This window comes from Sphingobacterium prati (assembly GCF_013167215.1).
In the GTDB taxonomy this organism is placed as follows: Bacteria; Bacteroidota; Bacteroidia; order Sphingobacteriales; family Sphingobacteriaceae; genus Sphingobacterium; species Sphingobacterium prati.
Window position 1 is genome coordinate 190,316 of the sequence record NZ_JABJWY010000024.1, and the last position, 12,855, is coordinate 203,170.

Genomic DNA, 12,855 nt, shown 5'->3' on the forward strand with positions numbered 1-12,855 from the left:
TTTGCTTAAATTATAAAGAAGGCTTTGCACCAGGCCGCTGTGTTTTGGGATTTAACGCCATAAGACAGTTTCTGACAATTGCCCGCTGTGCCAGATCAATTTTAAATTTATTATGCGCGAATGCCACTGCGCCATCAGTAACCATTTGAGCTGCCGTTTCAACGTATTTCCGATCCGGTATTTTATCGATCAAAAATTGCTCCGCTTCGCGGATACGCCAAGGTTTGTGGGCCACGCCACCTAACGCTATCCGGGCGTCTCTAATCAATCCATCTTCAATAGTAAATGCCGAAGCGACCGCCACCAGAGCGAATGAATAAGAGCTCCTGTCCCTAAGTTTCAAATAGGAATAGTAGTCCCCAAAACCCTGTTTTGGAAGATCGATCCCCGTGATCAATTCGCCATGTAGTAAATTATTATCCAGGTGCGGTGTATCTCCTGGCAGCCTATGGAAATCTTTAAAAGGAATAGTTCGGTTTCCCTGAGGGCCAACAACATTGACAGTTGCATCCAATGCTGCCAGTGCCACACACATATCGGAGGGAAAGACAGCGATACACTGCTCGCTATGCCCCAATATCGCGTGAATGCGATTATATCCGTTCACTGCCGAACATCCCGATCCCGGAGTTCTTTTATTGCAGGGAGCATTCGGATCATAGAAATAATAACATCGGGTCCGTTGCAAGAGATTGCCACCATTGGTGGCCATATTTCGAATCTGTGCAGATGCTCCTGCCAAAATTGCCTTGGACAATAAAGGGTACTTCGTTTCGATCATCGGATGATAAGCTGTTTGGGCATTTGTAAGCAATGCGCCAATACGTACGCCACCTTGATCAAGCTGATTCACCGTGCGCATGCTCTCAATGCCATTGATATCCACAAGGAGATCCGCCTCCGTGACAACATATTTTAACAAATCGACCAGATTCGTACCTCCTGCAATGACCCGGTTAGCCGCCGTTGGCTCCATTAGGGCGATTGTATCCGCTACAGTGGTTGTTCGTCTAAAAGCGAAATTATTCATACAGTTCTTTTTTCACCTCCATGATTGCATCAATTATTCCCCTATTGGCGCCGCAACGACAAAGATTGCCACTCATCAGCTCTTGCACTTCCTCCCTTGTGCAGGCCTTCCCTTCAGCAAACAATCCAAGGGCACTACAGATTTGGCCTGGTGTACAGTACCCACATTGGAAAGCATCGTGTTTGATAAAAGCCTGCTGCAAAGGATGTAACTCATTACCTGTCGTCAGTCCCTCGATCGTTGTAATAGTTGCCCCATCTTTCATAACAGCCAAAGTGAGGCAACTTAATACCCTCTGACCGCCAACTAATACAGTGCAAGCACCACATTGTCCATGGTCGCAGCCCTTTTTTGTTCCGGTAAGATGCAGATGTTCGCGAAGTGCATCTAACAATGATACCCAGGGCAACAGAGTTAACTGCTGCTCTTTTCCGTTGACACAAAGAGATACTGTATGTTTTTCATTCATCATTCGCTTCCAGTTAAATGTTGCTAAAAGAAATGCCCATAAAACAAAGACATTCCCCTTATTCCACACTTTTATAACAGCAGTCACCGTCTAAAAGATTTAATCTAGAAAAGAATATTCTCTTTTCAACTCCCCTATCTACACTTTTTGAACCACTGTTTTATACAGTTGATTGCCTTCATGGCTGATAACCTGACATTCGATGGCAGTGCTATTGATGGAAAAATAAAAAAAACCATATTGATCCATCACGAAACGGCTATACGGCAGATCAAGTTTGACCGGCGTTACTTCAGATCCCGCACCGGAGATAAACTGATGAAATCTTTTTCCTACCACCTTTAGATGCTGCAGCGAATGTTCATGTCCTGACAAATAAATATCCACGCCACGTTTTTCAAAAATGGTTTCCAGGACTTTTCTTACTGCTAGTGTATCGTAATTATTGGTTCGCGGTCCAGCAGTATATAAGGGATGGTGCCCTACCACAATTTTCCAATAAGCATCTGAATTAGCCAACAGCTGATCCAGCCAAGCCAACTGCTTTTCGGGTTGCTGCCCAGCTACATGAGGACCATATTCACTATTTGCATAAAATTCAGGGATCATCGGGTTGGTATCGATAAATGCCATCAATACTTTTTTGCCATCTTTGAGCGCAAATGTTTTACTGTAATAGCGTGATGGCATCTTCCAACGTCTGCTGATAGTGCTATAGCGTACCTGCGCGTCCGGATCCGATTTATAATCATGATTACCCAATATTGGATACCAATCCCATTGCAGCGAAAAGGCTGTGTATATATTTTCAAAGGAATAATGCCACAAGGGATCGTGTTCGCTGACTACACCTGAGGGGTAGAAATTGTCTCCGGTGGAGATGATAAAGTCATTGGCATACTCGTCAGCCCATTTCCCCATCTGCTTCGCTACTGCCAGTTGATGATCAGCCCCATTGCGGCCCCAGTCCCCTACAGCCATAAAGTGAATATCATATTCGTCTTTGGGCCTATGCATGTGCTGCAAATCTTCGCTTTCGAACTGCGTCGGCTTTGCCAACGCCAAGTTGTTGAGCGAAATTCCCCCAAGGCCGGCCGTAATGACCGTACTTAGGGAATTTTTCATAAAAGTTCTACGTTTCATAATGATAACTAATAACCAGGGTTCTGTTTCCAATGTGTATTTACGTTTAATACCGTGGTAGGCACTGGAAAGATACGGCGAAACTTCTCCGTCATTCCAGCTGGGTAGAGCGAACGGAAGCCCCAATTATCTTCAAATTTCCCGAAACGGATCAAGTCATTCCGTCGCCAGGATTCATCTGCAAATTCGCGTGCGCGTTCATCCAATATATCCGCTAGATTGGGCGCAACTGTCATTGCGGGTGCATTTACATAAGCCCGGACCTGGTTAAGCAAAGATTGCGGTGTTTCACCTCGGGTGACAGTTGCACCCCGCAGGATCGCTTCGGCTTTCATCAGCAGGATATCGGCATAACGAAATACAGGTACATCATTACTCTGATTACGCTGATTTGCAGAAGTCACGGCAACATCCATATAGAATTTTATGGAGCGGTATCCCATTGACCGGCCTTTTTGGTCGTTGCCAGCATTTAATGTAGCACCACCATCAGGGCGCAAAACAATCTCTCTCGAGGTTTCCATTTGCCAGTCAAATTGCACATCAGCGTCAGCACCATTATAATCCTGGTCTATGCCGCGTTTGGAAGTTTTGATCAGGAAGGGACGGCTTTTATCTTCCGCATAGTTCGACCAATAATATTGCTTCCCGCCAATATAAGAGGCGTTGCGTTCATCTCCCTCCAAATTAAATTTGTCCAGATAAGATGGTAACACACGAAAAGTCCCCCCTACACTTTGCGGCAATTGAGCGAATTGATTCTGTGCACTGCGGTGGATCCAAAAACGTGCATAGGTCATACCCTGCTGTTTTTCCCGATCAAAGGGTACGGCAAAAATAAAATCTTTGATCTGATAGCCATTATCTGGTCGAAATTTGGTCATAAACTTATGACTGGTTAAATTAAACTGTCCAGATGCAATGATATCATCGCACAACGCAACGGCATCATTTAATTTTTCATTCTGTGCAGCAGGTGAATAGTTCGCCACATCCGCCGCCATATATACGTTCCAGTTCAGGTATAATTTTACCAACAGCGCTTCAGCCATATATCTTGTTGCTTTACCGTATGTCGCCACTGATACCGTATTCGGTAGCAAATCTACCACCGCGAGCAGTTCTGACTCAATAAAGCGGCAGATATCCGCCCGACTTGAACGTGCAGGTACAGCATCGATGGGTCCAGTAATCAAAGGTGCTGCACCAAAGTTATCCATTAATATAAAATAATAATACGCTCGAATGGCGCGGGCAGGAGCAGTAAATTCTGCTTTGTCCTCACCGAATAGCGTGATCGCATTATTGGCTAGTGTAATCCCAGTAGAGGCCGAATTCCAGATACTGGGTAGCAAACCATTGTCTGCAGACCAATTGTGTACATGGAATTCACGGTATCGGCCGCCATCGTAATAATCACTACCGATAGCAACACTGACAGCTTCATCCGCTGAAAGCGTTTGAATCATCCAGTGGTCACGGCCAAGTGCTCCACGGTAGGCCGCATATACGTCGGCCAGAATAGCTTCGGCAGCCCGCTCGGTATTAGGGAACTCCGTATGCTGCGATTTTATATCAACATCCAAATCGGTACATGAAGCCATTGAAAAGGCCAAAACCGATAGTGTGAACAAGCGAATAAAAAGTTTTGATTTCATATATAAATATTATTTCATGAGCCTGCTATGCTCGATTACTCATTTAAAGGTCCTAACAATCCCCAGTCTATTTCAATCGTCTATACATTTTTCGAACAGGGGTGTTTCATAAATCAATGCCCTATAGGTTAAAGTTTAGTCCAAACATTAAAGTGCGCGTACGCGGGTACGTTTGGCGATTATCAATCCCAGGGGTTAATCCCCCTAGCCCAACCTCCGGGTCGATCCCTTTGTATTTTGTTACTACAAAAACATTATTCATCGTTGCATAGACCCTTAGATTTTTCACAGGTATATTTCTGATCGGCAGATTATACGCTAGCGTGATGTAAGCCAAGCGCAAGAAACTTCCATTCTCCAGGTAACGATCAGATAAGTAATGTGCATTGATGTCTGTCATTCTTTCAGTCTCCAATACACTGGCAAGCAGATTTTTTTGCCCCGCATTTCCGACTACGTTCGAATGGCGTGCACGCGTAGCATTCAAGATCTTCTGACCAAAGGCTCCCTGGAACATACCAGTCAAAGAAAAGCTATTATAAGAAAAGCTATTGCTCCAGCCCAACGTTAATTTCGGCTGCGGGCTTCCGGTCACGGCCTGATCTTTCTTTTGAGGTGTGATGGTGGTCTCGCCGGTACGTTCACCGGTCTTCGCATCCCGCGCATAGAATACGGACACACCCTTATCATTATACCCAGCCCATTCCCAGGTATAGAACTGTCCGATGGGTGCACCCGGTGTTAGGCGTTGCTGAAAGAAATTACTTTGCCCTGCCCCACCCAGATCCGAGAGCTCAATATAATCCTGGGTAAATTGCTGATTGGCAATACTCACGACCTTATTGCTGTTATGCGACAGTACCAATCCGGTATTCCATTTAAAATGCGTTTTATCAATAGCTTTTGCATTTAGCGTCAGCTCTACCCCACGGTTTTCAATTTCGCCCACGTTAGCTGTCAGTATCGGAAAGATATATTTCGACTGGCTCACCTGGTAATCGTAGATCAGATCACTCGTTTTCTTTTTATAAAGCTCCAATGATCCCGTGAGACGGTTATTTAAAAATCCAAAATCCAGACCGAGATTGATCATACTGGTCGTTTCCCATTTAAGGTCGGGATTGCTATTTCGAAGCACCTGCAATGTCCGTAATGGGCTTATCAAGCCTTGCGCATTCACATAATCGAAGAACCTCGAAGATGCCCCCTGAACACTTTGTGCGGTAAAAGCGTCAAAGCCGAGCGAATTCCCACTGACACCATAACCTGCGCGAAGTTTCAGATCATCAAAAACCCCCATTTCGCGGATGAAAGGCTCCTCTGACAAGCGCCAGGCCGCTGATACCGAAGGGAAAGTTGCCCAACGGTTGTTGGTACCAAAGGCTGAAGACCCATCGCGCCGCAGTGTCGCCTGTAGTAGGTATTTACTGTTGTACGCATAATTTACCCGGCCATATACTGAGATCATACGCAACGTAGAGAGGTAATAATTCCCAAATCCCAGCAGGTCAACAACATTGGCCATTCCTGGGTTATAATAGCTTAAATCGTCGTTATAATAATCCGATGTCGTCAGTTGAAAGCCGTCATTATTATTGTTCTCTTCCCAAGAATATCCGGCCAAGGCCGACACTTTATGTTTATCAGCAAACGTCTTTTCATAGCTGAGGTTCATTTCCATCACTTTGCGTTCATCTTCTACCGCTGCGCGGATAGACTTTCCATTTTGTCCCCGGGCAGCCATGGAAAGATTGGAGTTATATTGCGCATTATTGAACTGTCGGTTTTGAAGAGAAAGATCGATATTATAAGTCAATCCGGGCAAAATCTCATAGCCCAGCTTGGCATGAGCTTGAATCACTTTGGTTTTAGAAAAATTTGTATTTTCTTCGATCAACGATACAGGATTCGCATACTGCGAGCGGTCAGGCTTTTCAAACCAGGCACCATCTGCTTTTTTGATTGGCGAGACCGGCAAATAATAGTACATCGCATCGTATACACTGAGCCCCTGATCCAATGCTAAGACGTCATTCTGTTTCGTAATGCTAGCGTTGACATTAAAGGAAGCAGTCAGACGATTATTGAGTGCCTTAGTCTGCAAAAATGCCCGGGCAATCTGACGACCCATGTCAGTACCTTTGATGACCCCATTATTTTTGATGGTATTGAGACTGATGCTGTACTGTGTTTTTTCGGCGCCACCAAGGATAGAGATATTATGGTTGTTGGATATCCCAGTGCGTTCGACTGCACGCTGCCAATCTGTATCCGCACCCAGATCATCGGTAGGCTCCATAGAAAAACCATTTTCACTGATATAAGAACGGTATTGCGAAGCGTCCATCATCTCATAATGCTTGGCCACTTTGTCAATCGCCAAATAACCGTTATAATTGATCGTTGTCTGTCCTGTTTTTCCTCGTTTGGTAGTAACGATAATGACACCATTGGCCGCTTTGGAGCCGTAAATTGCTGTTGCGGAGGCATCGCGGAGCACATCAATGGAGGCAATATCATCTGGAGCGACCAACGTCAAAGATGCTCCAGGGACACCATCAATGACATAATACGGTTCCATCGCTTCGCCGCTACGCAATGTCGAAGCACCACGCAAACTGATGGAAGGAGTTGCATTGGGGTTGCTGTTATTCGTCGAAATTGTCAAACCCGCCACTTTTCCCTGTAACATTTGAGCCGGAGAAGTAAACACTCCTACATTGGTGTCCTCAGCTTTAATGGTACTGATGGAGCTCGTGACATCCTTTCGTGATACCCGACCATAGCCGATGACGACTTCATCTAGTTTAACCGCGCTCTGCTGCAACTTGACACTGAGCGAAAGCGGCTTCCTCGCCTCAATAACGTAACCCGATAAGGTATCTGACTGAAAGCCAACGGCCGAGAATACAAATTGATATCCCGCTCGTTCGACCAAATTTTGGAAATGGAATAGTCCTCGGTTGTCCGTGCTCGTAGTTACGCTTTTCCCGCCATTTAACTGGATCGCTTTAACACTGACGCCAGGCATAAATTCACCCTTTTCATTTTGTACTGCCCCTTTTACCTGATCCTGCTGGGCATGAGCATGACCAAGTCCAGCAGCGAGCAGCGCAAAAATAAGCACATTCTTTTTTTGTGGATTTGTTTTTTTGAGCATATCTGTTAGTTGTTTAGATTTTCAATAATTGTATTTTCCTGTTTATAAAGCGTGTAACTTTCATCCGCATTTACGACGTAGCGCAATTCATTGATTAGGCAGATGGTGGTCAAGATATCCTTCAATTGCTCCTTTTGCACGTCAATCTTGCCTGTATAATGAATTTCGGTTATACCTTTGTCACCAATACTGATCTTATGATTGAATGCATTTTCCAAAGCCTGCAACACTGCAGGCATAGGGGTGTTTTTCAGCACTAACAGATCTGCATCCTGTACAGGTAAATGTCCTTTTTTCTCAGTAGGCCTTTTACTTTGCACAGACAAGGTCGTGCCGCCCACCTTGTCGATAGTCAATTGCTGTCCGGGACTATTTAGAAAGACCCTTTTAAACCGGTTGGTAACAGAGGATATGAGTATCTTACCGCTATGCAATGCTACCTGCACAGCATTATTTTTGAAGGAAGTATTGATCGTAAAAGAAGTTCCAAGGGCTGTTGTCTTCGTTCCTATTGCGATCACAGAGAATGGACGTCGAGGATCCGCGGCCACCTTAAAGTAGGCTCTACCAACAAGCTGTATATCGCGCGTGTTGGCCGTAAAATTTTTTATATAGCGAATATGGCTTTTGCGAAAGAGTTTGACCCGAGAACCATCTGGTAGATCCACCAGCATGGCTTGTTGACTTGTATTTTCGATTAAGGTCCAGCTTGTATCATTGACCGCCACGCGTCGTGCAAACGCAGGCGACTCACGCATCGACATCATTTGTTTATCCTGTGTCCACCATGTAATAAAATGAAATGAAAAGAATAAAAATACCGCTGCTGCGGAGACATAGCGTAGCAATCGCGCAATCATATGCTTACGCAGAGCTCTACGGTCTAATTGCTCCTCCTGTTCTCGAATAACGGTCTGGATGACTATTTTCATCCGATCGCTGGGGATGGTTTCGTTGGAAGAGCTGCTGTCGAATTTTTGCCAATCTTCATCCTTGAAAAGTTCATCCACCAGAAAAGGCATTTTCCAGATTTTCTTTCGGAGCTGTTGCTGCTTTTTGTCATGCTTCATACCCCTATTACGCAGGCCAGCTCCTTGTCCCCTACTCCTTAACAATTATTTAATAAAGGAAGATTATTCTTAACATAAAGGACTTATAGCATAATCGAATAGAGATGTTGTTTGAGCTGTAACAGGGCTTTGCTAATGTGCTGTTCTACGGTTTTTGTGGAGATAGAAAATTGAGCTGCAATTTCTTTATGCGAAAGCCCTTCTTTGCGGCTTAACTCAAAGACCTTGCGGCGCATTGCCGGCATATTTTGGATATCCCTTTCCATCATACGTAATAAATCTTTGCTTTCGATCACACGGATCAGGCTATCTGTAAAAGGTGTCGCTGCTGTTTGTCCTTCATGTTTAAAACGCGTAGCCTCTTTGCGCAGCAGATCTATCATGACCTGTCTGGCCATACCAAACAGCTGGATTAAAATACTGAGCTGCCCATTCAGTTTTTCCCTTTGATTCCACAGTTTGATGAAGGTCAACTGTGTCACTTCCTGTGCTATATAATCAGACTGAGTTCGTTTTAGGACAAACCCGTAAATTTGTCGGTGATACTTTTCGTATACGATATTAAAGCTTTTTTGGTCGGCAGATTTGATAGGCTGAATGTGTTCCATTACACCTCCAAAAGTAACAGAACAACGTTTATTTAATATTAAGTAATTATAAAATCTGAAATAAACAGATCACATCATCACTATGCTATAGTTCAGACAATATTAACGCTAAAAATGAACCAAATACCGCTATCTATAGCATGAGCTATTATTTCCTTTAAGATTTTGAATGCAATAATATAGCGTAAAGTACGCCATCGCAGAGCCGCAAAATGTCCATTTAAATTAGTTCAAATTCATCATTTAATCGTTGTTCATCTATTGTTTTTAATGTTCGCCAAAAATCATTTATATTGTTTTTGAGATCTCGCGAGGGTGTAACCAATTTTTTAAGCTTCTCTTCAGGTAGTAAGCGTTTTAATTTTTTCCGGATTTGAGAATTAAGTTTAAGCTCCTCAGGACGGTGTAAGTATATTCTAAAATATAGCATATTCACATAGACCGTTGCACTTACCTTTACCAACCAAGGATTGGATCTCAGCGTTTTTGTAGTAACGTCTATATAAGATATCGTACCGTCTTTCATATATACATCTGATTTGCGCAGACCTTTCACGACAATTACGGCTTGGAAGCATTTTATTGTTTTTTGATCATGCAGCTCGGTTTTATCTTGTCTGCGCAACACATATTCCATTAATGCTAAGCAATCCCGTTCTCTCTTCCAAAGCGTCATTAAAGGCTCCAGGAATTGGTTAGTATCGTTCGGAAAAAGAAATTGCATTTTTTGTTGGCCAGATTCAAGCTCTTGGGACAAAAGCATCTTTTTTCCAACAGTTATAGCCTCACTTCTTTGTCCCTTTCTAAGGATGCCGTCCTTTTCAGAGGAAAAACACTGCCGATCGAGCAATGCAATTTGGAGCATTTTCGGTGCACTTAAAGACCTAATGTACGCATTCGATTGAAACAAAATATTCCTAGCATAGCCATAAGCCAACACGTTATTAACTAAAATTACCGTCCTAAAGAGCAAAGCAACGGTCAGCAGGTACGGCACGGAATATATGGTTAAGCCCAGCCTGTCGAATACAAATACTTCGACCACGGTAGCGTGAAAGGTTAGTATAAAACCAATAACTTCAACTGCTTCCCTAATCGTAATTCGGAAATCTATCAACAGAAAAAAAAGCAGGAATGCAGTCCAACAAAAGAGGTTAGGCATTACCCTACTTCTTACTGAAATTATTTTACTTAATAAACACAAGAATATTATTCTAAAACGCTTGAATTTTCGACGCTGCATACGTATGGATAACTTAATTAATAATTGGTCTTACCGTAGTTGACGGTAAATTAGAGCTTAGTCTTTCCGGCCAGGAGCGAATACTGATAGGATTGATTTAACATCAAAAACAAAACAACACTCTATTCAAACTTACAAAATTTCTTTTAATTATAAATCTATTTCAATATTTAACATTCCGTAAAATTTTACAGAATCCTGCTTTTTATAAGCAATATGCTTGCTTTACGAATTTTTGTGTGTTTTATTTGCTAATCAGTTGAATTAAAGAGCAAAACCAATTCTTCCAATAAGCCCAATGATGGCCTAATAAATGAACAGCACTATGCACACCCAATCCTTCCAATTAATAGAAACAGATATGCATTTTGTAAACGGGAGTATGCATACAAAATCCCTGCGGCAAAGATTACCAGGTAGCCGGCAGAGACTTCTTTGCAATAGTAGGATCAGTATATTTGAAGAATACCTTAGAACAGGCAACCTGGAGAGTTATAGTTATACCGTCGAAGTCGATGTGCCTACATGGATCGACTTTCAGATTTTCAACCCTCAAATACATTTACTTTATCATATGGATGGACGCAAACCTGTTCGATATTGCCAATGCCAAAACAATACCGAATATTTATTTTCCCCTCAAACTGGAGTTTTCTTTTATGTTCCAAAGGCAAGCTTCACCTTACATTTTGATCCTGGAAAATATCATATTCAGGGGTTCACTTTGCCCAGAGACCTTTTCAACCTCAGTGAATTGGCGGAATTTGAACATCTTGCCGAAATCATTGCTGCCAATATGCGGGAACTTCAGCATTATAAAACGAGTATCAATTTCATGGCTTCGGAACATACCAGACGTATTCTCGGCGAGTTAAGTGCCGAACTGGAAAAAAGTCCCCTTATACCAAAGATCAGCATCTTGGGAAAGATCCAGAATCTACTTTACCTCAGCAAGGATAAACTATTAAAAGCGAATGGACGACTGCGTATCCCCGAATTGATGGTCCTACAAACGCGACAGCTGATTTACGAACGAATAACTTACACTGACGAATATGTTTTTATCAAAGATATTGCCGATAGTCTGAATATCCAACCTACATATCTTAATAACCTGCATAAAAAAAAGTTTGGCATACCCATTAGCGGATACCGGAATCAGGAGTTACTAAAGAAAGCTAAATACTGTCTCGATCAACAATTATCCATAAAAATAACAACAAGCAGTTGTGGTTTTGTGGAGCAATCCAGTTTCATTAATTTTTTCAAGAAGCATACGGGATTAACACCCACTCGCTATCTCCATGCCAGTATGCCGCCCAAAGATTCGGAAAAAGCGAGCGAGCTGTGAGGCTAGCGTCTAGGTTTTCCTTCGTATTTTCCAGTTTTTTTATCGCTGGCAATCCAATGGCATGATTATTTCGTATATTACGCTAACTACATATACTAACTATCTATGGGCACGAAAACAATACTGATCTTCGACGATGACGTCAATATCTTGGAAATATGTTCCATTGTCCTTGAGCACTTTGGCTATCGGGTTGCGATTTCCGAAACATCGCATAATGTTATTGAACGAGTAGCAGAAGTTCAACCCGACCTTGTCTTGATGGACAATTGGATACCCGCTATCGGCGGCGTGGAAGCGACACGATTACTCAAAGCACATCCCATATACCATGCTATTCCCGTTATTTTTTCATCAGCCAATCTCAATCTCGAAAAGTTGGCTCAAGACGCAGGAGCAGACACCTTTCTGGAAAAACCGTTTGATCTGGATGTTCTTGAAAGCACTGTAAAGAAAATGCTTGCCTAATAATCCGCTTTATCATGAATATTTTATCTGGATCAGCCAACAGCTAATGGCTGACTAAACTCGGATAGCCCATCGCTTAGCGGAAGAATTACGATCATCTCGTCACTTTTTCTTACAAATTATCCCACTTCTTAATCTTTATTTGCTTACAGGATTGCCATTGTTTGCTCGCTATTATTTTGTTGCTCCTGTGAACCTTCGGATGGTACATAAATATTCACATTGTTTCCATTTCGTTTTTTTAAGTAAAACTGGATCTTGGTTGTATCAATATTGCTCGCACCTGTCGCTGTCCAAATCTTTTGACGCCCCTCGCCATCTATTGTCACTACAGTATCAATGCCACGGGCAATAATTTTTTGCAAGCCTATGTTCGCTATCCGCTCGCCTTCACGGGTAAGTAGGTGAATATTTCCATCTTTATCAACAAACTGGATCTTTGGTTTGTTGGTGCAGCTAGCAAAGAGAATGGAGCTAAGCAATAAAAATGAGAAAGCCTTTAATATTGTTTTCATAAATGTTATATCAAATCTAAAGTGAGAAATTTCTGTTCTATCCTTTTTAACTACGGAAGAGCTATTCGTCGTTTTATATTGACACAAAAAAGCTGCCAAATAAAAATTATTATCAAATGAGCTTGCCAAATATCAGGTGA

11 protein-coding genes are annotated in these 12,855 nt (G+C 42.6%); 2 read left to right on the top strand and 9 right to left on the bottom strand.

All coding sequences use genetic code 11. The features are described from left to right. Positions 1-10: 10 nt before the first annotated feature. From HPC41_RS06910 to HPC41_RS06945, 8 genes are all read right to left on the bottom strand, one after another. Positions 11-1,030 (bottom strand): FAD binding domain-containing protein, encoded by a 1,020-nt coding sequence (locus HPC41_RS06910; protein WP_172393304.1) that lies wholly within the window; start codon positions 1,028-1,030, stop codon positions 11-13. Then, positions 1,023-1,502 (bottom strand): (2Fe-2S)-binding protein, encoded by a 480-nt coding sequence (locus HPC41_RS06915; protein WP_172393464.1) that lies wholly within the window; start codon positions 1,500-1,502, stop codon positions 1,023-1,025. The genes HPC41_RS06910 and HPC41_RS06915 overlap by 8 nt, the downstream gene beginning before the upstream one ends. A gap of 135 nt (positions 1,503-1,637) precedes the next feature. Further along, a complete protein-coding gene (locus HPC41_RS06920; RefSeq protein WP_172393305.1) occupies positions 1,638-2,642 on the bottom strand; it encodes a metallophosphoesterase in 1,005 nt (334 codons plus the stop codon). 8 nt (positions 2,643-2,650) lie between these two features. Beyond that, on the bottom strand, positions 2,651-4,300 hold the full coding sequence (locus HPC41_RS06925; protein WP_172393306.1) for a RagB/SusD family nutrient uptake outer membrane protein: 1,650 nt from the start codon (positions 4,298-4,300) through the stop codon (positions 2,651-2,653). A gap of 121 nt (positions 4,301-4,421) precedes the next feature. Next, complete coding sequence (locus tag HPC41_RS06930) at positions 4,422-7,460, bottom strand: SusC/RagA family TonB-linked outer membrane protein (RefSeq protein ID WP_172393307.1); 3,039 nt, start codon at positions 7,458-7,460, stop codon at positions 4,422-4,424. A 5-nt stretch (positions 7,461-7,465) separates the two neighbouring features. After that, positions 7,466-8,530, bottom strand: coding sequence for a FecR family protein (locus tag HPC41_RS06935; RefSeq protein ID WP_172393308.1), 1,065 nt, complete (start codon positions 8,528-8,530; stop codon positions 7,466-7,468). Between the two features lie 83 nt (positions 8,531-8,613). Beyond that, positions 8,614-9,138 (bottom strand): RNA polymerase sigma factor, encoded by a 525-nt coding sequence (locus HPC41_RS06940; protein WP_172393309.1) that lies wholly within the window; start codon positions 9,136-9,138, stop codon positions 8,614-8,616. Positions 9,139-9,358: 220 nt separating this feature from the next. Next, entirely contained in the window at positions 9,359-10,300 is a 942-nt protein-coding gene (locus HPC41_RS06945; protein ID WP_216660681.1) for a hypothetical protein, read from the bottom strand. A 442-nt stretch (positions 10,301-10,742) separates the two neighbouring features. Between HPC41_RS06945 and HPC41_RS06950 the strand changes: the two genes are divergently transcribed. Both HPC41_RS06950 and HPC41_RS06955 read left to right on the top strand, forming a co-directional pair. Continuing rightward, positions 10,743-11,732, top strand: coding sequence for a helix-turn-helix domain-containing protein (locus HPC41_RS06950; RefSeq protein ID WP_172393311.1), 990 nt, complete (start codon positions 10,743-10,745; stop codon positions 11,730-11,732). 105 nt (positions 11,733-11,837) lie between these two features. Then, on the top strand, positions 11,838-12,200 hold the full coding sequence (locus tag HPC41_RS06955; RefSeq protein ID WP_172393312.1) for a response regulator: 363 nt from the start codon (positions 11,838-11,840) through the stop codon (positions 12,198-12,200). A 146-nt stretch (positions 12,201-12,346) separates the two neighbouring features. Here the strand turns inward: HPC41_RS06955 and HPC41_RS06960 are convergent, their stop codons facing one another. Continuing rightward, positions 12,347-12,715 (bottom strand): hypothetical protein, encoded by a 369-nt coding sequence (locus HPC41_RS06960; RefSeq protein ID WP_172393313.1) that lies wholly within the window; start codon positions 12,713-12,715, stop codon positions 12,347-12,349. Positions 12,716-12,855: the final 140 nt, after the last annotated feature.

Excerpts from the sequence above, each read along its gene's own strand:
- HPC41_RS06960 (WP_172393313.1), bottom strand. The coding sequence starts at position 12,715 with ATGAAAACAATATTAAAGGCTTTCTCATTTTTATTGCTTAGCTCCATT.
- HPC41_RS06945 (WP_216660681.1), bottom strand. The coding sequence starts at position 10,300 with ATGCCTAACCTCTTTTGTTGGACTGCATTCCTGCTTTTTTTTCTGTTG.
- HPC41_RS06935 (WP_172393308.1), bottom strand. The coding sequence starts at position 8,530 with ATGAAGCATGACAAAAAGCAGCAACAGCTCCGAAAGAAAATCTGGAAA.
- HPC41_RS06940 (WP_172393309.1), bottom strand. The coding sequence starts at position 9,138 with ATGGAACACATTCAGCCTATCAAATCTGCCGACCAAAAAAGCTTTAAT.
- HPC41_RS06950 (WP_172393311.1), top strand. The coding sequence starts at position 10,743 with ATGCATTTTGTAAACGGGAGTATGCATACAAAATCCCTGCGGCAAAGA.
- HPC41_RS06955 (WP_172393312.1), top strand. The coding sequence starts at position 11,838 with ATGGGCACGAAAACAATACTGATCTTCGACGATGACGTCAATATCTTG.
- HPC41_RS06910 (WP_172393304.1), bottom strand. The coding sequence starts at position 1,030 with ATGAATAATTTCGCTTTTAGACGAACAACCACTGTAGCGGATACAATC.
- HPC41_RS06915 (WP_172393464.1), bottom strand. The coding sequence starts at position 1,502 with ATGATGAATGAAAAACATACAGTATCTCTTTGTGTCAACGGAAAAGAG.
- HPC41_RS06930 (WP_172393307.1), bottom strand. The coding sequence starts at position 7,460 with ATGCTCAAAAAAACAAATCCACAAAAAAAGAATGTGCTTATTTTTGCG.
- HPC41_RS06920 (WP_172393305.1), bottom strand. The coding sequence starts at position 2,642 with ATGAAACGTAGAACTTTTATGAAAAATTCCCTAAGTACGGTCATTACG.
- HPC41_RS06925 (WP_172393306.1), bottom strand. The coding sequence starts at position 4,300 with ATGAAATCAAAACTTTTTATTCGCTTGTTCACACTATCGGTTTTGGCC.